Source organism: Terribacillus aidingensis (assembly GCF_040703035.1).
Taxonomy (GTDB): Bacteria; Bacillota; Bacilli; order Bacillales; family Amphibacillaceae; genus Terribacillus.
The window spans coordinates 1,602,027-1,620,850 of sequence record NZ_CP159996.1; the positions used below are offsets into that span (position 1 = coordinate 1,602,027).

Sequence of the window (18,824 nt, forward strand, 5' to 3'; positions counted from 1 at the left end):
GAGGAAACATAAGGTGTCACGCAGAAGATATTATTGTGCTTTAACTGGATTTCATGCTAATTCCCAGTATTAGCGGAACCATACATTTCTAATAGGGCTACTACCAAAATGAGAGATTATGAAAGTGAGGTAATTATTAATGGAAAAGGTTACACCGTTCTTAATGTTCCAAGATGGCAAAGCAGAAGAAGCAATGAATTACTACATATCACTCATTGAGGATTCAGAAATTAAAAGTATTACTAGATATGGAGCGAATGAAGCTGGAGATGAAGGGACAGTGATGCTGGCTTCTTTCTCCTTAAAAGGGCAGGAATTTATGTGCATTGACAGCAATGTGAAACATCAATTTTCCTTTACACCTTCTTTCTCCATCTATGTTACTTGTGATACAGAAAAGGAACTGGATGATCTTTATCAGAAACTGAATGAGGATGGACTTGAACGTATGCCGCTAGATAACTATGGATTCAGTAGGAAATTCGGCTGGACGGATGATAAGTTCGGAGTATCATGGCAGTTAAATCTCCCATAACGCATACTAATGGTTGGAGAGATTCACTTGCTGTTGTGTGAAGTGAAAGGAAATGAGATTGTCGACTATTTGAGGCGGGGTGGAGTTTAGGAAGAGCTCTCTTATCTGTGAGGGCGATGTAATGAACGGATCAGCGTAACGCTCCGGAGAAGTTTGGTTGGCCCGTCGGTACGTTCACTATATAGTTCAAAAAGGGGAAAAGATGAGCTGCTTGGTATTCCAGGCAGCTTTTTTATAGGGGCGCAATCGAGATTTAACCCAAATATGCAAATAAGAGAGTGAGTTCGATTAACTACATTCAAGGCAAAAAGTTCTTTCAGAGGTTACTCTTTTGAAATGTGTCCATTTCCTTTATAATTTCGTCTGGTTTATAAGTGCTAATCACTACTGTTTGATATTTTAAAGTCAACTCTATCCCTTGCTTCCCGCTCATTATATAGCCCATTTCTCCTTTGAAATTCACACGAAACCCCCAGCCGCCAAAACGCTTGAATGGACTGTAGTTGATTGATTTATAACTTTCTATGTCCTTATATAAAAAATTTTTATAATGAAAATGGAAAGGCGTAAAGCGAATATAAAGGCCGTCCTCATGCACTTCAAGGATCAGCTTAGTCCATTTAAGCATGACAATAGGAAAAGCGATTCCAAAAATCATCCAAATTATAATTAATACAGCATTTGAAGAAGGCTTATTACCGAAAGGAAGTCCTAGAATAACTTGCCGAATGAATCCGTACCACGTAAAGGCAGCAATTGATAGTACTATAAACCAAAGCAAAGGCTGTCTAGGTTGCTGGACTTCTTTGAAGATTGCATTCTTAGCTTCTATCCTAATCACTCCCTATGAATATCTAGAGTCTTGAATAAATAATAGCGGACTCTTTAAATAGCAGCCCACCATTGGTAAAGATAGTTATTTGTTAATTAAGTCAATGAACTTTTTGACTGCTTCATCGTTTCCGGGATTAACGTAAACATGCTCTGTATTATTAATTATGTCCTCTAAATCCTCTCTCATAGTGTCTTCATCCAATCCTTCTGGTGGAGTGGGTGAGCCACCAAACCAACGTCCTGGCAATGGAACGTTGTACACATAAATCGTGCCATCTCCATTGGAACTATATGTTACAGATCCATCAACTATGCGAGAACCACTAAGCTGAACAACATCTTCAGGATAGCTGACAACGGGAAAATAATCTGGTTCGAGTGGAGTACCAGCTGGAATATGCCGTACATACAACCCGTCAATTTGCTGGTTAGGGCCGAGCTGCAGCCACACTCGCGCGTATTCGATTTCTTCTGCAGAATATCCAGTCAAAGGATCATCTACTTTGTTTTCATATGTATCGGTTGAATCTTCACTAGTTGTTGTTTCTTCAGAAGACTGATTAGGTTCTTCTGTTTCAGAGGAATCGGCAGGGGTTTCCTCTGAGTGGTTTGATGCAGCTATTTCTGACTCTGTTGCTGACCCCGAATTATCTTCCGTTTTGTCTGGAAGATTCTTTTCTTCAGACTCTTCATCTTGCTGATTAGAAGTAGATGCAGTTGGCGTTTCTAAAGACGCTTCTTTTGAATCGACATTGGTGCTTGTACAGCCAGCAAGCACTAGCACAAGTAATATAAGTGCAGGATACGAATACCAGCACTTACCAAGCTTCTTCATATTATCATTCCTTTCTTAGTCATCTATATTGTAACGTAGTTATTGTTCCAAATAAAGGAAATTAGGTAAGGTTTATAGTGGTTTAATATGCTTACTGAACCTTGTAGAGGTGAATCTTTTGCTTGGAAAAGGTCAAACCTAAAACACAGTGTTTTAGGTTTTTCTTTTTGCTGTTTTTTCAGATTTAAGTGAATAATTTTAATGAATTAGTTAAGCGTATTTTAGGAAAAATGTAAATAATAGAACTAATTCTAAAAGAGTTATCATGCATTGGTATATATGTAATAATAGATGCTAATATTTAGCGTTAAGTTAGCTTATAAAACAGATTAAATGATAATCGTGTATTTATAATAAAGATTTTAACAAATTGTGATGGGCGCATTTTTTCACTGCTTTCATTATAAGGAGATTAAAATTGATCAAAGCTAAAATTTCACTGAAGCATTGTGGTCAGTAGAGTTGGAGGTAATGGAATTGTCTATTGTTATTGGGGTTTTAGGAATACTTGTTTTAGTCGCTATAGCTTGGGCCATGTCAAATGATAAAAAGAATATCAATTACAAAGCTGTTGGTATCATGCTAGTTATCCAGCTTATATTAGCTTGGTTTTTGCTGAATACATCCATTGGCAGAACGATTATCAAGAAGATTGTAGATGTATTCACGAAAGTACTTTCATTTGGTCATGAAGGAATCGCATTTTTATTGGGTGATCTATCTACAAAGGGTTATTTCTTCTTTGACGTCCTTTTGATGATTATTTTTGTATCTGCATTATTATCCATTTTAACTTATACCAGAATACTATCAATCGCAATCAAGTATATTGGTGGTTTTGTATCCAAAATAACTGGTCTTCCAAAGATCGAATCATTTGTTGCCGTAAATTCCATGATCTTCGGTAATACTACGGCAATTCTGTCCGTAAAGTCACAAATTCACAAACTTAGTCCAAACCGATTGTTTATTGTAGCTAGTTCATCACTAGTAGCGGTATCTTGTTCCACACTAGGGGCCTATTTGCAGTTGATTCCAGCTGAATATGTTCTAGTAGCACTGCCATTAAACGTTTTCTCAGGTCTGATTTTATCTTCCATTGTTGCTCCGGTTACAAAGGAAGAAGATTTTGAGATAGATGTAAAAGAAATGAACAATGAAAAATCATTCTTTGAAGCCATTGGTAACGGTACTATACTAGGTGGTAAAACTGCTCTGATCGTAGGAGCGATGTTACTGACGTATATGGCTTTACTCGCGATGATTAACTTTATTTTGGATGGCATAGTGGGAATGACATTCCAGGAACTAATTGGTTACGTATTTGCACCGGTAGCATTTATAATGGGTATCCCAACCTCTGAAATCCTTAATGCAGGTTCTATTATGGGAACAAAAGTAGCTGCTAATGAATTTGTAGCAATTACTGACTTCGTTAAAATACTGCCTGACATGTCCACTAAAACTGTAGGTATCGTTTCGGCTTACTTAATCTCATTCGCTAACTTCTCATCCATCGGAATGATCTTGGGAACGGTACAAGCTATAGATCAAAAGCAGGCAAGCTTGCTGGCTAAAGTCGGCTTAAAGGTTCTGCTGGTGGCTACAATGGGATCTATATTGACTGGTACCATTGTAGGGTTGTTCCTGTAAGAGGGATAGTAGATTATAGTATGTGTGCACATTCACTTGGAATTTTTAAAAGTTTGAAAAATGAACTAATAAAAGACTGATATCAATTGCAATTTGATATCAGTCTTTTTTAGTTGCCATAAGTTATGCAATTTATCCAATTGATATACCGCCGAATAGTAATCCAAAAAGAATCATAACCAGAGCGGACAAGATGATCCATATGATTGCAAACTTTTGTAACTTTCCAAGATCTGTCCTTACTAATTCTATCAGCACCCAAAGCGGAGCTGATGTAGGACCGATTAAGTGAATTGTCTGGCCAATTACCGATGCTCTCGCTACTTCTATAGGTGCTACACCATATACATTGCCCGCTTCAGCAAGAACTGGCAAAGCCCCAAAGAAATAAGCATCGTTTGACATAAGCCAACTCAGTGGGAGACCTATTAAAGCTATGAATACTGTGTAGAAACTTCCAAAGTTTTCTGGCAGGACACTTACTATATCCTCAGCCATGCTATCAACCATATGTGTTCCTTGTAATATTCCAGTGAATATCCCTGCTGCTAATACCAAAGACACGACTGGTATGGCGTTGGCCGCGTGTTCTTTCATTACTTCCCGCTGCTTCTGTAAATTTGGATAATTGACAACGAGGGCTATAGCGAAACCGATAATGAAGAGTATGTATAACTCTATAATATCAGCTATTAAGAGTGCCATAAGGGCGAGTGTCAGAAATAGGTTGAAATAGATGACCCATTTTCTAGCTTGTACAGCATTTTGGGCAGTGGAGGCTGTTTCCTCTTGAGTCTTGACCTCTTGGCGGAGCTGTTCATTCGTGAGTCCAAGTCTTTTTCTTTCCATCCTTCCTAGTATAAATGCTGTAATTAATGTCCAGATAATACCTCCAGCCATAATAGGAAGCATCGGAAGGAAATATTCAGAAGCATCTAGCCCTAAAACACTGATTGCGCGCGTTGCAGAACCACCCCAAGGAGTACTTCCTGCTACGATACCTAAAGCCATAATAGCTAGTGTAGCTAGAATTAAGGGGTTGATTCCTAATTTACGAAATACAGGAAGCATTGCGGAACATACAATCATATAAGTTGTTGTTCCATCACCGTCCAAAGCTACAAGGATAGCTAAAATGGCAGCCCCCATACATATTTTTACTGGATCGCCTTTTGCGATTTTTAGAATTGCATTACTTACTGGATCGAAAAGACCGGATTCCATCATAATACCGAAGTACAGTATCGCAAATAGCAATAATACAGCTGTGTCAGAAACAAGCAGGATACCTTCAGCAGCAAATTCACCAATTTGTGATCCGAAGCCGCCAATCACTGCAAATACAATTGGTACAAAAATTATCGCAGTAAACGCTTGCATTTTTCTGAGCATTACAAGAATTGTAAAGACAATTATAGTAAGAAAACCTAAAATAGAAAGCAATGAAATTCCCCCTCTTAGTATGCGCTTTCATAATGGGTATTTAATTTCGTTAAACAAGTTTCCCCTTGTAGTCATCTCCTTTCTGTAAGCGTTGTATTTCCTATAGACTAAGCGTAATATAAGATTAGAAATAAATATAATACTTAATTTCTATTAGTTATCATAATGAAATTAAATAACTGGGAGGGGTTTAAGTTTGGATAAAAGAGAGTGCATTATTTTGATCACAGTATTTGAGGAAAAGAATATAACCAAAGCTGCAGATCGGTTATTTGTTTCACAGCCGACGCTTACATACAAGCTTCAGCAAATAGAAAAACAGTATAATATTAAAATACTTCATCGTGGACGCCATGGCGTCCAGTTTACCCAGCAAGGGGAATATATTGTAGAGTTCGCAAGGTCTACACTGGAACGACTGCAGATGTTGGAGGAAACGCTTTGGAATATGGATGAAGAACTGTACGGAACCATTAAGTTAAGTGTGGCAAGGGCTTATGCTTTATATCGGTTACCGGATGTTTTAAAAGGCTTTTCCGACAAGTATTCCAGAGTAAACTTCAATGTGAGGACAGGATTGAACTTAAACTTGATTCAGCATGTATTCAAGGGAGAATCGCATATTGGTATTGTCAGAGGAGAACATCACTGGAGTTACGAACAAAGGACAATTAGCGAAGAGAAAATGTGTATCCTCTCCAAGGATAAAGTCGAATTAAGTAATCTGCCTAATTTGAAGCGAATAACTTATAACACGGACCCAGCATTGAATATGGTCATTGACAACTGGTGGAAGCAAAATTTCTCTTCCCCACCTAAAATTGGTTTCCATTTTGATAATATGGAGACAGCCAAACGAATGGCCATGAAGGGGCTAGGCTATGCGATCGTACCTAGTATTATCATAAAAGATGAGGAGAACTACATAAGTTTAACTGATAGGAATGAAGAGCCTCTGCTCTGGAAAACGTGGTTTTTGTATAAGAAAGAATCCCTGGAGTTAGCGATGGTAAGGGAATTCATTCAATATCTTGATGATCAGTATGTAACAGGATACAAGTGAAATAAAGAAAATCTATGGTAGTTAAATTGTTATTTCTATTTTTCCTCAGCGCTATATAAAGGTATATTAATTAATAGATAGCGTTTACAAAGAGGAGGGATACTTTGAGTCTTAAAAAGAGCTTAATTCACGCAGTGGTAGATATCAATCACGAAGCATCTAAATACGAGTCGAGTATTGTACTGATCACTGGCAGCCGGGTGATTGATGTGAAGAGCATGCTTGGTTTGTCTCACAGCATTTTAAACTCGGAAGAATATAAATTAGAGATTTATGGTTCGGACGAAGAGGCTGCCAAGCAAGCTATGCGAAAGTTATTTGCTGAGAACGGTTTGGTTGTTACAATCAATTAAAGTAAGAGGGTGAGTGGCTATGTCAGAAGAAAAGAAACTGGTCATGGAGCAATTCTCTAAGAACGCAAAAGAATATGTTCAAAGTGTATCCCACGCGAAAGGTAAAGACTTAGAGTTGATCCTGGACATGCTCCAGCCAAGCAAGAGCTGGGAAGCTCTTGACATTGCAACAGGTGGTGGCCATCTGACCAAATTGTTATCTCCATATGTGAGACAAATTTATACGACAGATTTGACTCCGATGATGTTGAGGGAAGCTAGGACATTCTTGGATACGGAGTATCGAAATATTGCATACGTAGTTGCGGATGCAGAAAATCTACCTTTTATGGATGGACAGTTTGACTTGGTAGGATGTCGGATCGCAGCTCACCATTTCCCTGATAAATCCGTATTCCTTAAAGAAGTCTCAAGGGTACTAAAACCTGGAGGCGTTTTCCTCCTGGTTGATAATATAGTACCTGATGATAAAGGTATAGCCACTTATATTAATACCATTGAAAAGTTGCGTGATAAAAGCCATGTATCATGTTTGTCAGCAGGTGAGTGGGAGGAATATGCTGCTGCTGCAGGGTTGAACATCTCACAAGAAGTTACAAGAAAGAAGGTCTTCGATTTTCCTGTGTGGGTGTCAAGAACGACAGAATCGCAGCAGCAAGTAAACGAAGTTATACAATATATAAAGACCGGAACAAAGGAGCAGCGGGAATATATTACGGTTAGGGAACAAGATGAAGAGATAGAATCTATTGAGATTGATGAATGGATTGCCGTATTTACAAAACAATAACCGAATTGCCAGAGTCATTTAAGTTTTTATATTTAAAAAAGCTCCTTATCGGTATCAGTAACCGTTGGAGCCTTTTTAGTATTAGATATTTTCAATACTTTTAAGATGTTCGATTGCTTTGACTAGAAAGTCTTTCTTACCGAAGCTTCCTGATTTCAACACAATCAGCATTTCCCTTCCCATAGATAAACCTGAAGGAACTCCTGTGTCTATTTCTTCTAAAATGTAATTCCCCTTTATACCAAGTTTACGAGTCACAGTTCCGGAGGTATCTCCTCCAGCAACTACTAGTCTTTTTAAATCAGTCTGGTCACAAACTTCTTTTGCAATATCTGCTAAAGCAGCAGATATGCGCTTGCTTATCTCGAGCGGATGCAATCCAGCTTTGTGTCCAAGTTCTTTTGTTTCTTTCACAACTTCAGGCGTATTATCAGCTAAAACCAAGACATTGTTACCGTTGGTAATATAAGCAGACACCTCTGAAACTATCCTTTTAATTTCTTTAGAGGCATTTTCATAAGCAGTTAGAATTTCGCGAGAATCCAGGGTGAAAGTAGGTTCACCTTGTTTTTCCAGATAAGCAGTTTGCTCTTTCGTTTGAAGGGTTAAACTTCCTGAGATTACTAACACGCCTTGGTTTGGGTCTGCTGAAAATTGTTTGCTGTTCAGTTCTATAGGTTCTTCTCCGTAAAAGGGAGGTAGTTCCAAACCGATAGCAGAGCTTCCGCATATTACCTTGAAATTAGAAATTGCCTCTGCAACAATGCGTAGATCCTCTTGGGTTTTACTATCCACGATGCAATAACTATAACCCTCTTTTCTTTTCTCTAAGATTTTCTCCTGTAGAACTGCAGCACCCTGTCGAACAAATTCTAAATCAACAAACGTAACTTTTCGTTCAGTTTGTTCACTAAGAACGCGGACTAAATTCGAATCCGTAGTAGGGTGGACAGGATCATGTAAAAAACCGGATTCTTCAAGAAGCTTTCCGTCTACGGTATGGATACCGTGTTCTGTTTGCCGGCCATTTTCAGGGAACGCTAAAGAAACAACAGCAAATTCTTCTCCTAAAGCATCCAGCATGGCATCGAATTCTGTTCCAATATTACCTCTGAAGACAGAGCACGTTTTATTATGAAAGGTACTGCAACCAGCCGCCATCAGCTGTTTTGTTGCTATATACACTTTATTATAACTATCTTCCAAACTGTCTAATCGGCTATCTGTATCAACGATAACGACATTCGTGTCTACCTGTAACTCGGCATCTTGATCAAAGGTTTCGATTTTTGCTGTGTAACCACCTCGATTGAACATTACGCCTATATCGTTTGCTCCGGTAGTATCATCCGCAACAACTCCAATTGTTTTTCTCATTTTTCTATTCCTTCCTTATGTCTTATTTCTACTTTGATAGAAGGGCTCCAAGTAACATCCTGAAGAAGCTCATCATCAGCAAGTTGATGAGCTTCCAGTTTAGGATAGATGATCAAATGCCTTTCCTTTGATGGTCAACCATTACTTGTTTACATGTTCGATTCTTTGACGTGGTTTATACTTTGATTCCTCCAGAAATTCCATTACGACCTTCTGTGGCAGGCCATTGAGTTCGATACCTGCTGATTTTGCTTTAATCAGCATTTCACACGCCAGCTCTAACGTCTCCAATCGCATCTTTGCTTCTGCAAAGGAAGTATCAAAAACTACTACTCCATGATTCTTCATTACGATGATATTTGCTTCTTTGGATTTTTCAGTAATAGCATCTGCTAATTGCTGCGTGCCAGGGTGATGGTAGTCTACATATGCAATTCTCTCTAAGTAATACATTGTTTCAATAAATAGATTGGAAGGAATACGCTCTTCTGAACATGAAAACAAGGTCGTATATAAGGGAGAACTATGAAGGACAACATTGATGTCCGGTCTGTTCTGATAAATTCCTAGATGGAAAGGCGTTTCTTTTGATGCACGTTTAGTACCAATCACTTTTCCTGATTCTACATTAATTTCTACAAAATCATGCTCAGTCAAATCTTCCATGATAGTTCCTGAAGCAGTGATTTGCATGTATCCTTCATCTAGGCGTGCACTAAGATTTCCGGATGTGCCCCATGCAAGTTTATTATTTTTAAGGTATTTACCTGTTTCAATCAATTGACTCTTAATATCCATTTGAGACTCCCTTATTATTGATTAATTTGGGAAACGATTGCTTCAGCAAATTCAGAAGTGGAGGCATTGCCGCCTAGGTCGCCAGTTTTAATGCCAGCTTCCACTGTAGCAAATATCTCTTTTTCCATTGTTTTTGCGACTGCATCAAGCTTCTCATCCTTATGCTGGGAATACAGCCATTCGAAGAACATCACCGTACTTAGCATGATACCGATTGGGTTGGCAATATTTTTACCAGCAATATCCGGTGCAGACCCATGTGCTGCTTGTGCCATGGCTTGCGTGTCGTTCGAGTTGATTGACGGGGCAAGTCCCAGACTGCCAACCAATTCACCAGTAAGGTCTGAAAGGATATCCCCAAACATGTTTTCCGTTACGATGACATCAAAGTCGCCTGCGCGACGTACCAAATGGGCAGTCATGGCATCGATATGATAATCATCCACTTCAACTTCCGAATATTGCTCGGCAACTTCGCGGCATACATTCAGGAATAAACCTGTTCCAAGCTTAATCACGTTGGCTTTGTGCACAATGGTAACTTTTTTCTTTCGTGTCATGGCACTTTGAAAAGCGGCGTGTGCAATCCTTTCAACAGCTTTTCTGGTGAATACACCTGTTGAGACAGCCACATCGGGTGTAATCTGCAATTCCCCGACTCCTATATACATGTTTCGGTCTGTATAGAAGCCTTCTGTGTTCTCGCGGAAGATGACTAGATCAGCTTCGCCAACCATACTTTTTGTACCAGGCATCGTTTTCGCAGGTCGCACGTTTGCGTACAAATCAAAGTAGTGGCGCAGCTCTCCGCTTGGGTTGCGTTTCTGTTTATGTTCTTCCGGATAGGCTGCTGAATCGTGTGGTCCGAGAATCCAGCCATGGCATTTTTCGAGCTCATCTTTTGTGTACTGTGGAATCGGATCATTATGTTCCTTTATCGCTGCCCATCCCATAGGCAAGTCCACAAGATCCAGCTGCAGCTCATGTTTTTTTGCAGCTGCTTCGAGGATACTAGTTGTAGCGCTTACAATTTCAGGGCCAATTCCATCTCCGTTAAGTACGCCAATACGGTATGTTGTCATTTTGTATCAAACTCCTTCATAAGAGGTTTACTTTACATTTTAAGTATAAGTCGCTATATGAAATAAATAAAATAAATAATATGAATGAAATTTAATTGTATTTTTCTATATCTAGATAAGTAAGTGATGTAAGTTATTCAAGTATAAGTACTATCTCTGAGAATGGATGTTAGCGGACAATTTAGCTAAACAATTATCCGGAAGCAATAGTTTTCTTTCTACATTATCAGAAACAAATAAAGAGATATAAAATTTCTTTATGCATTACTATCGAGAATATGTATTATTGAAAAACTAATCACTGTGATAACATTTTTATGAAAAATGTTTGTCGTATAAGTTATATGTAAGCACTTACAGGAGGGTAAATATGAAGAAAAAAATTGGATTGATACACGCTACAATGAACTCTGTGCAGCCTATTTTATCCGCTTTTCAACAGCATGCTCCTGAAGCAGTTTTGGTCAACTTCATGGATGAAAGTCTCATATATGAGCTGAATGAAAAGAAAGTCATCACAAATGATATGGTTCGCAGACTTGTCGAGTTAATTAGCAAAGCAGAGAGAAGTGGTGTTGACGGGATCCTTCTGACTTGTTCGTCATTTACTCCATGCGTAGAGCAGATTAGTGATCTCTTTGACAAGCCATTGCTTAGTGCAGATATGAGCATGCTTGAAAGAGCAGTTGAGATAGGCAGTAAGATTGGTGTGATAGCTACCGTAGAAGCAGCAGGTCCAACTACAGAAGGATTACTAAAACAAGTAGCCCAAGAGAAAGCGAAAGAGGTAGATATTGAAACTGTAGTAATTCATAAAGCTTTTCAAGCACTACAAGATGGAAGAAAAGAGGACCATGATTACCTTATCCTTGAAAAGATTAAGGAACTGGAATCTAAATCAGACGTTATTGTCTTGGCTCAATTTTCTATGGCTCGTGTCTTGGAACAGGATAGCACCTTCCAAGTCCCGGTTTTAACCAGTCCTGAAATCAGTGTAAAAGCGATACTTCAAGAAATTCAAAAGCATGGATCAACAAGATTGAAGGAGCAGCGTAATGCCTGATCATAATGTTGTATATACTATTTTTATTTAACGAAAGAATCAAACGAGATGATATGAACAATCCAATATTTAACTAGTAAAGGAGGATTTCCATGTATTCGTTTGAAGATCTGAAAGAGAAAAACATACTGGTAGTGGGAGGAAGCAAGGGGATAGGAATTGATATAGCTGCTGCCTTTGCAGATAAGGGGGCAGCTGTAGTAATTACTGGAAGGAATAAAGAAGACCTGGAGAAAGCCGAAGCAGAATTGAAATCAATAAATAAGAGTTGCACATACGTCCAAGCAGATATTACCAAGATAGATGACATTGAACAGATGGTAGCTATAGCTGAGGAACATATGGGGCGTATAGATGTATTAGTGAATAACGCTGGAACAAATATTGCAAAGCCTGCTTTAGAAGTGACAGAGAATGATTGGGATACAGTTCTAGATACTAATCTAAAAGGCACTTTCTTCTGTTCTCAAAAGGTAGGAAGACATATGATTGATAATGGGATACAGGGTAAGATTATCAATATCGTATCTCAAATGGCATTTGTAGGATACGTCAAAAGAGCTGCTTATTGCTCCAGTAAAGGAGGGGCAGTGCAACTCACTAAAGCTTTAGCAGTGGAATGGGCTCACCATCAAATCAAAGTCAATGCAGTAGCACCTACTTTTATAAAAACAGATCTTACCAGCGGTATGTTTCAAGACGAAGACTTCTACAGAGATGTATTAAGCCGAATTCCATTAGGCTCCTTAGCAAAGCCCTCAGATGTTACTGGAGCAGTACTCTTCCTTGCATCGAATATGGCTGATTTTATAACCGGAGAGACAATTAAAGTCGATGGAGGCTGGACAGCGATTTAGTTTTCGTATAAGTAAATAATTGCACAATTACAAATTAGGATAGAGTAATTTTGATATGGAGCCTTATGGCTCTTTTTTTGTATTTAAAACAAATGTTTTCGGGAGATGTGTTTGATCACTTTTTTTTTAGAGAGTTTTTAATCAACTGGAGTGATAATAATCTAACCGGATGAGGCTTCATAATTGTGTAGCTCACCATTCTTGTTAACACGATTATTTAATTGAAAATTTCAATCATCTTTCATAGGAAATATATATTTTATTCTTTGCTTTACTTCACATACAGTGGACATATAACAAGAAGCAGAGGGGGGAAAGTAAAAGAGATATTTTGCAAAGTTGAAAATGAAAACGCATACAAAGATTGGAGATGAACTAATGTTATCCATTTTAGGTTTTCTTACGATCATACTTTTCATGTATCTTGTAATGACAAAGAAAGCATCTGCATTTACTGCAATCGTTATTTCACCTATTATCTTTGCCATTATTGGAGGGTTCGGTTCAAATCTCGGACCAATGATGTTTGAAGGGATTGAGCTAGTTGCTCCTACTGCAGTTTTACTGTTGTTTGCGATCCTTTATTTTGGAATCATGATGGATTCTGGATTATTTGACCCTGTTTCACGCACGATTTTAAAGATTGCTAAAGGAGATCCAGTCAAAATAGTAGTTGGTACAGCCATACTTGCACTGTTAGTGGCACTGGATGGAGATGGTACAACCAGTTATATGATTATCTGCTCTGCCATGCTGCCCATTTATAAAAAAATCGGTATAAATCCTTTAGTACTTGCTACCATTTCAGTCATGGCCTTAGGTACAATTTCAGGAATGACTCCGTGGGGAGGTGCAGCAACAAGAGGCATAAGTGTCCTAGGTTTGGATGCATCGAACTACTTTGTCCGTTGATTCCAATGATCTTGTGTGGTTCGTTGTTCATTATTGTACTTGCTTATGTAATGGGCAGAATGGAAAGGAAAAGAATCGGAATAGCGAAAATCAAAGAGGTCTCAGCTGAGATTGCTGCAACTATCACAGAAAATGAAAGTGCAGTGTCTTGGAAGATTTGGTTCAACTTCTTATTGACATTAGCCCTGCTTGTATCATTAGTAATGGGTATAGCGCCATTGCCGGTCCTATTTATTATCGGTTTTGTAATTGCATTGCTAGTTAACAATCCCAAAATTAAAGAGCAGCAGGAACTTATTAAAGTTCATGGAAGTAATGCAATACCAGTGGTTATGCTTGTTTTAGGAGCGGGAATCTTTACAGGGATACTTTCCGAAACAAAAATGGTTGACCATATGGCTTCCGATTTTCTATCAATTGTACCAGAAGCATTTTCCCCATTTTTCACAGTCATTGTTGCTGTAATTAGCTTGCCACTCAGTTTCCTTATGTCAAATGACGCATTCTTCTTTGGTGCATTACCAGTCCTGGCTCAAGCCGCAGCAGAATACGGAATTGATCCAGTAGAAATAGCAAGGGCAGGAGTAATAGGGCAGCCTCTGCATTCAATGGGCCCAACATCCGCCCCGTTATGGGTATTGCTCGCGTTAGTGGGAAAAGATTTAGGAGAATTTCAACGGTTTGCTCTTGGATGGTTGATTTTATTATCCGTTGCACTAATTGTTTTTGCTTTGCTGACAGGTGCAATAACAATAGCTTGGTAGTGTGCAGAAATAGAAAAAAATTATGACCTTCTATAAAAAAACACTATTTTAATAGGAGTTGTAAGTTTTGTATCATTTAAATAGAAATATTAGTTGAAAGAAGTTGGTCTTACATGAAAACAATTAAGGGAGTTTATGATCTTCATATTCATTCTGCACCGGATATAAGAACTAGAAAACACGATGACTTGGAGTTATTAAGCCAGGCAGAAGCTTTAGGGGCAGCAGGATTTGTGCTAAAGTCGCATCAGTTTCCAACAACTGAGAGGGCTTGGATTTTAAACAAATTAGCCCATAAAACCATTGCTTATGGGAGTATTACTCTGAATAATGCTGTAGGCGGGCTTAATCCCACTGCTGTACGCTATGCACTGGAATTAGGCGCAAAGATAGTCTGGCTTCCGACAATTGATGCTAGGAATCATCGCCAGAAAGAGAGCAAGCAAGGCGGAATCACTATAAAAGAAGGCAATCGGATTGTACCGGAACTGCTGGAAATCTTGCGAGTTATCAAGCAGCATAATGCAGTACTTGCAACTGGACACATTTCGAAAGATGAAATATATGCTGTTCTGGAAGCGGCGAATGATTTAGGGATTTCTCACATAGTAGTGACACATCCGGAATTTCATATTGTCGATTTATCAATTGAAGATCAAAAATTTATCGTTTCCAATTTTGACAATGTATATTTTGAAAGAACATTTGCACAGCCAATAGGTAATGGCAACTATCAAAACAATCTGCCTGCCAATGTAGAAGCAATTCGTGAAGTTGGATATGAGACAACACTTGTATCCACTGATAGCGGACAAATTGAGAATCCTCCTTGGAATGAAAGTCTGCCAGCTTATATTCAGTTCCTGAGAGAAAATAATATAGAAGAAGATGCTATCGATTGGATGACGAAGAAGCTTCCTGCGAAACTGCTGAACATTAATTAGGAATGAAATAGGGGAATCTTTTTAGAGAGAACGATACTTATGTCGGAAAAGGGGCTGAATGGTAATGACAACATACCGTATAGGTGTACTTCAAGGAGATGGAATTGGGCCAGAAATTGTAAGCGCTACAACTAGTATCCTCGAAGCAGCTGCAAAAAAACATGAGCTGCAGCTGAATCTTGTAGACTTGCCAATGGGATGGGCAGCGATAAAGGAACATAATGATCCGATTCCACAGTACACAAAAGATGAGCTCGAAAAATGCCATGGCTGGATTCTCGGACCACACGATTCAGCAGCCTATCCGGAAGAACATAAACAGAAACGCAACCCAAGCGGAGAGCTGCGCCACTACTTTGATTTGTACGCAAACGTGCGACCTGCGAAAACGATGCCTGGTACAAAAAGTATGGTTGGCGAAGCTGATCTAGTCATCTTCCGCGAGAACACAGAAGGCTTCTATACAGACCGAAACATGTATATAGGAGTCGGGGAATTGCAGATTACACCCGATGTGGCTGTCTCAACAGGTGTATTCACCAGAAAAGCTGTTGAAAGGATTGCACACGCTGCTTTTCAAAGTGCCATGACAAGACGAAAAAAAGTCACCATCGTACACAAAGCCAACGTGATTAAGCTTGGAACAGGTTTATTCCTGAATGTATGCCGCGAAGTTGCCGAGCAATATTCGGAAGTTGAAGTGGATGATTATCATATCGATGCCATGACTGCCCATTTGGTACGTCGCGCAGGCGACTTTGATGTCATCGTAACGGAAAACATGTTTGGGGATATCCTTTCAGACCTTACTGGTGAATTGGTTGGCAGTCTGGGACTTGCCCCGTCAATCAACTCGAACGACACGCAAGCCATGGCACAAGCAGCACATGGGTCTGCACCGGATATTGCTGGTAAAAATATTGCCAACCCAATCGGTATCATGCTAAGTACGGTGATGTTCTTCGAATGGCTGTATTCCCAGCATAAGGATGAAAAGCTTAAACAGGTTGCGGAAACAATGGAAAGAACTCTCTTTAAGACGGTAGAGTCTGGAGTTAAGACAGGTGATTTAGGTGGCAGTGCTTCGACTTCTGAGTTTGCAGAATATATTATAGAGAGTATTCATGATGGAGAACAAAAGATGAGTAAGTAGAGTCTCTCTGGGTCATTGCTATATTATCTTAACTGGTACAACTATTGCGCTTTAAAGGACTGAAATTCATGGAACCAATCGGCCGAAGAATCTAGAGAGGGAGTATAGCCCTCAAAGGAGAAATTGTCTGTAAAAGGATCTAAACAGGAGGATTAGATATGTTCAAAGATATTCCTAGTACAAGTGTTTCAGATGCCCTTCAAGGAAAGAATCACATGTCTTACGAGATTAAACCTATAGGAGATTTTCAACTGTCTGGACCTGCATTCACGGTAGAAATAGACGAAGGGGAAAACATATCCGTTTTGGAAGCTATGTATAAAGCGAAACCAGGTGATGTATTGGTTGTGGACGGAAAAGGCTGGACAGCAAATGCTGTCGCTGGAGACTTTATTCTTAATTTAGGCAAGACACTGGGGCTGGCTGGAATTGTCATCGATGGAGTAATCAGAGATATCAAAGGAAGTTTGGCTCTAGACTATCCGATTTTTTGTAAAGGGACAACGACATGTGCTAGTAAAAAAACTCAAAAAGGGTTGATTGGCGTCCCAATCGTTTGCGGAGGAGTGTCTGTAAATCCTGGTGATTATATTGTAGGCGATAGTGACGGGGTAGTTGTAGTTCCGCATTCTGAAGCGAGCAGCATAAGAGAGCAAGCACTAGAAAAGATAAGTGTCGATGAAAAAAGAGAGAGCAGTGTAGGTCAGGATGTTGACGCTGCCAGAAAATATATTGAGGACTTTTTAATAAAAGCCGAAAAAAATATTGTCTTATAAAGAGTTCTATGAGTACACTAATTCATAATGGAAGAGAGGCAAGGTATCTAATGGGATCTTGCCTCTCTTCTTATTTTACTGTCATTTTTCCAAATCAACCGTTTCATTGATGTCTGTCGATTTTACACTTTGCCCAGTCATACGTTTATACATAAAGGCAATTTTCTTCGTGAAGTTGCCTGTATCCCAATATTCAGCTGCTTCCGCTTGTACCTTAATTAAGACAACGCTTGGATCATCATAAGAGGTTTGCATAATTTTCTCGTATGCTTTACTCCATAATTCCTTTCTCTTGTTTAAATCTTCAATGATTTCCGCTCTTCCACGTATGGAGACATAGGATTTACCTGCATAAGCTACATTCACATCTTGGTCATGTAGAATTTCTTCATATTTATCAGTTTCTTTTTTTGTGAAAAACCATAAGTCACCATCAAATTCTACTTCTTGCGTTTTCATAGGGCGAGATACAAGTCCTTCTTCCGTAACAGTAGTCAGCATCGCCGTGTCTACGTCTTTGATTAACTCTCTTACTGTTTCCAATTCTTCTTGTTTCATCATTTCCACCACCTAAAAACAATTTATAGAGGTATACTACCCTTCACGCCAATTTTTATTCGGATTGGTGTTCTACTAAACTATTTTTTATTTGTGTCAGCATTTTAAAGCAAAGTAACTTTTAGATTAAAAAAGTACCGTCTTCGAGTATGGCGAAGTCAATAGATATAACTTAATAATCTGATTTAAGTAAAAGAAGTTGTAAAGATGCTTAGAAGGCGATACCATCTTGCAAAGGAGTTATGAGATCTTTCTTGAGCCACAAAGTAAAGCACATAGCACTGAGAGAGTCATGGAGAGTGGCAAAAAGAGCCCAAATTAACTGCTTCTATTCTTAAATGCGTAAGCTGAGGCTGTCGAGAATGCCTCGACAGCCTTTATATTATGTTTTAAAGGAATGTGCCTCAGTGCTTCATTCTAAAGCGAACGACCTTATAAATTTCTATCAAGCAACACTCCCATTTGCCTAGCAACAACTTTAGCTGGTTCAGATAATCCGTTTGTGATCCATGCTTCCACTATCTCTACGATGGCCGCTCCAAAGAATCTCAGTACTAAGTTCCTGCTTAATCCTTGATTAATCCCTTCTATTAAATCCAAGTCGACATCCAATTCTTCTATCACAAATTCCAAAAAGCTCTTGCGAAAAGCAGGTGCTCCTTTACTTGATAGCATAGTAGAAAAGAATGAATAATTATGTTCAAAGTATTCAAACCAAATCAAGTTATCGAGATGGATTTCAGGTTTTGTTAGTCACAGGTGGGGAAGGCTGGTACCAAGAAGAAGGGAAAACTGCTCAATTGTTAAAAGCTGGCGATGTCATCGTCACTCATGGATGGCATACAACATTTGCATGTAGCTACAAAAGACAGCTGGTTTTGAACATATTGCAATAACTGCAGGTAAACCAGAATGGTTGGAACCTGTGGATGATGCGTTAATTTGGTTCCTTAAAAGACTAAATAGAGAATCAGACTGTCACTGAATTAAGGTGCAGCCTGTTTTACTTTCCAATGTAAAAGTGAAGTTTTTCC

Annotated in this window: 18 protein-coding genes and 2 pseudogenes; 12 read left to right on the forward strand and 8 right to left on the reverse strand. The window is 38.9% G+C overall.

Features of this window, described 5'->3' with window-relative positions; translation table 11 throughout:
- Positions 1-139 precede the first annotated feature (139 nt).
- The gene (locus ABXS78_RS08520; protein WP_366249692.1) at positions 140-535 is read left to right on the forward strand and encodes a VOC family protein; all 396 of its coding nucleotides are present in this window, start codon (positions 140-142) and stop codon (positions 533-535) included.
- Between the two features lie 316 nt (positions 536-851).
- Here the strand turns inward: ABXS78_RS08520 and ABXS78_RS08525 are convergent, their stop codons facing one another.
- Together ABXS78_RS08525 and ABXS78_RS08530 are read right to left on the reverse strand one after the other, a co-directional pair.
- Positions 852-1,367 carry a DUF6141 family protein gene (locus tag ABXS78_RS08525; RefSeq protein ID WP_366249903.1) on the reverse strand — a complete coding sequence of 172 codons (516 nt, stop codon included), beginning with the start codon at positions 1,365-1,367 and terminating at the stop codon, positions 852-854.
- A gap of 84 nt (positions 1,368-1,451) precedes the next feature.
- Complete coding sequence (locus tag ABXS78_RS08530) at positions 1,452-2,204, reverse strand: hypothetical protein (RefSeq protein WP_366249693.1); 753 nt, start codon at positions 2,202-2,204, stop codon at positions 1,452-1,454.
- 477 nt (positions 2,205-2,681) lie between these two features.
- Between ABXS78_RS08530 and ABXS78_RS08535 the strand changes: the two genes are divergently transcribed.
- Positions 2,682-3,857, forward strand: a complete 1,176-nt coding sequence (locus ABXS78_RS08535; protein ID WP_366249694.1) for a nucleoside transporter C-terminal domain-containing protein — start codon at positions 2,682-2,684, stop codon at positions 3,855-3,857.
- A 132-nt stretch (positions 3,858-3,989) separates the two neighbouring features.
- Here ABXS78_RS08535 and ABXS78_RS08540 read toward each other — a convergent pair whose 3' ends face one another.
- Entirely contained in the window at positions 3,990-5,300 is a 1,311-nt protein-coding gene (locus ABXS78_RS08540) for a citrate:proton symporter (RefSeq protein WP_366249695.1), read from the reverse strand.
- A 196-nt stretch (positions 5,301-5,496) separates the two neighbouring features.
- Between ABXS78_RS08540 and ABXS78_RS08545 the strand changes: the two genes are divergently transcribed.
- From ABXS78_RS08545 to ABXS78_RS08555, 3 genes are all read left to right on the forward strand, one after another.
- The gene (locus ABXS78_RS08545) at positions 5,497-6,363 is read left to right on the forward strand and encodes a LysR family transcriptional regulator (RefSeq protein WP_366249696.1); all 867 of its coding nucleotides are present in this window, start codon (positions 5,497-5,499) and stop codon (positions 6,361-6,363) included.
- Between the two features lie 104 nt (positions 6,364-6,467).
- Positions 6,468-6,716, forward strand: coding sequence for an HPr family phosphocarrier protein (locus ABXS78_RS08550; protein ID WP_366249697.1), 249 nt, complete (start codon positions 6,468-6,470; stop codon positions 6,714-6,716).
- Between the two features lie 19 nt (positions 6,717-6,735).
- Positions 6,736-7,506, forward strand: a complete 771-nt coding sequence (locus tag ABXS78_RS08555; protein WP_366249698.1) for a class I SAM-dependent methyltransferase — start codon at positions 6,736-6,738, stop codon at positions 7,504-7,506.
- Between the two features lie 81 nt (positions 7,507-7,587).
- On the opposite strand, the gene ABXS78_RS08560 is transcribed toward ABXS78_RS08555, so the two are convergent.
- The 3 genes from ABXS78_RS08560 to ABXS78_RS08570 form a co-directional block, all read right to left on the reverse strand.
- Complete coding sequence (locus ABXS78_RS08560) at positions 7,588-8,883, reverse strand: four-carbon acid sugar kinase family protein (protein WP_366249699.1); 1,296 nt, start codon at positions 8,881-8,883, stop codon at positions 7,588-7,590.
- A 141-nt stretch (positions 8,884-9,024) separates the two neighbouring features.
- Positions 9,025-9,681 carry a class II aldolase/adducin family protein gene (locus ABXS78_RS08565; RefSeq protein WP_366249700.1) on the reverse strand — a complete coding sequence of 219 codons (657 nt, stop codon included), beginning with the start codon at positions 9,679-9,681 and terminating at the stop codon, positions 9,025-9,027.
- Between the two features lie 14 nt (positions 9,682-9,695).
- The gene (locus ABXS78_RS08570) at positions 9,696-10,763 is read right to left on the reverse strand and encodes an isocitrate/isopropylmalate dehydrogenase family protein (protein ID WP_366249701.1); all 1,068 of its coding nucleotides are present in this window, start codon (positions 10,761-10,763) and stop codon (positions 9,696-9,698) included.
- Positions 10,764-11,133: 370 nt separating this feature from the next.
- Between ABXS78_RS08570 and ABXS78_RS08575 the strand changes: the two genes are divergently transcribed.
- From ABXS78_RS08575 to ABXS78_RS08600, 6 genes and pseudogenes are all read left to right on the forward strand, one after another.
- Complete coding sequence (locus ABXS78_RS08575) at positions 11,134-11,826, forward strand: aspartate/glutamate racemase family protein (protein ID WP_366249702.1); 693 nt, start codon at positions 11,134-11,136, stop codon at positions 11,824-11,826.
- Positions 11,827-11,918: 92 nt separating this feature from the next.
- Positions 11,919-12,683: a glucose 1-dehydrogenase gene (locus tag ABXS78_RS08580; protein ID WP_366249703.1), complete on the forward strand. Its 765-nt coding sequence runs from the start codon at positions 11,919-11,921 to the stop codon at positions 12,681-12,683.
- 378 nt (positions 12,684-13,061) lie between these two features.
- A pseudogene (locus tag ABXS78_RS08585) lies at positions 13,062-14,359 on the forward strand (citrate:proton symporter).
- A 113-nt stretch (positions 14,360-14,472) separates the two neighbouring features.
- Positions 14,473-15,303: a DUF6282 family protein gene (locus tag ABXS78_RS08590; protein WP_366249704.1), complete on the forward strand. Its 831-nt coding sequence runs from the start codon at positions 14,473-14,475 to the stop codon at positions 15,301-15,303.
- A gap of 64 nt (positions 15,304-15,367) precedes the next feature.
- Positions 15,368-16,456: an isocitrate/isopropylmalate dehydrogenase family protein gene (locus ABXS78_RS08595; protein ID WP_366249705.1), complete on the forward strand. Its 1,089-nt coding sequence runs from the start codon at positions 15,368-15,370 to the stop codon at positions 16,454-16,456.
- A 158-nt stretch (positions 16,457-16,614) separates the two neighbouring features.
- A complete protein-coding gene (locus ABXS78_RS08600; RefSeq protein WP_366249706.1) occupies positions 16,615-17,232 on the forward strand; it encodes an RraA family protein in 618 nt (205 codons plus the stop codon).
- Positions 17,233-17,313: 81 nt separating this feature from the next.
- Here the strand turns inward: ABXS78_RS08600 and ABXS78_RS08605 are convergent, their stop codons facing one another.
- Entirely contained in the window at positions 17,314-17,802 is a 489-nt protein-coding gene (locus tag ABXS78_RS08605) for a pyridoxamine 5'-phosphate oxidase family protein (protein ID WP_366249707.1), read from the reverse strand.
- A 420-nt stretch (positions 17,803-18,222) separates the two neighbouring features.
- Positions 18,223-18,465, reverse strand: a complete 243-nt coding sequence (locus ABXS78_RS08610) for a TetR-like C-terminal domain-containing protein (protein WP_366249708.1) — start codon at positions 18,463-18,465, stop codon at positions 18,223-18,225.
- A 50-nt stretch (positions 18,466-18,515) separates the two neighbouring features.
- Here ABXS78_RS08610 and ABXS78_RS08615 point away from each other — a divergent pair.
- A pseudogene (locus tag ABXS78_RS08615) lies at positions 18,516-18,775 on the forward strand (AraC family ligand binding domain-containing protein); the annotation flags it as partial.
- Positions 18,776-18,824 lie beyond the last annotated feature (49 nt).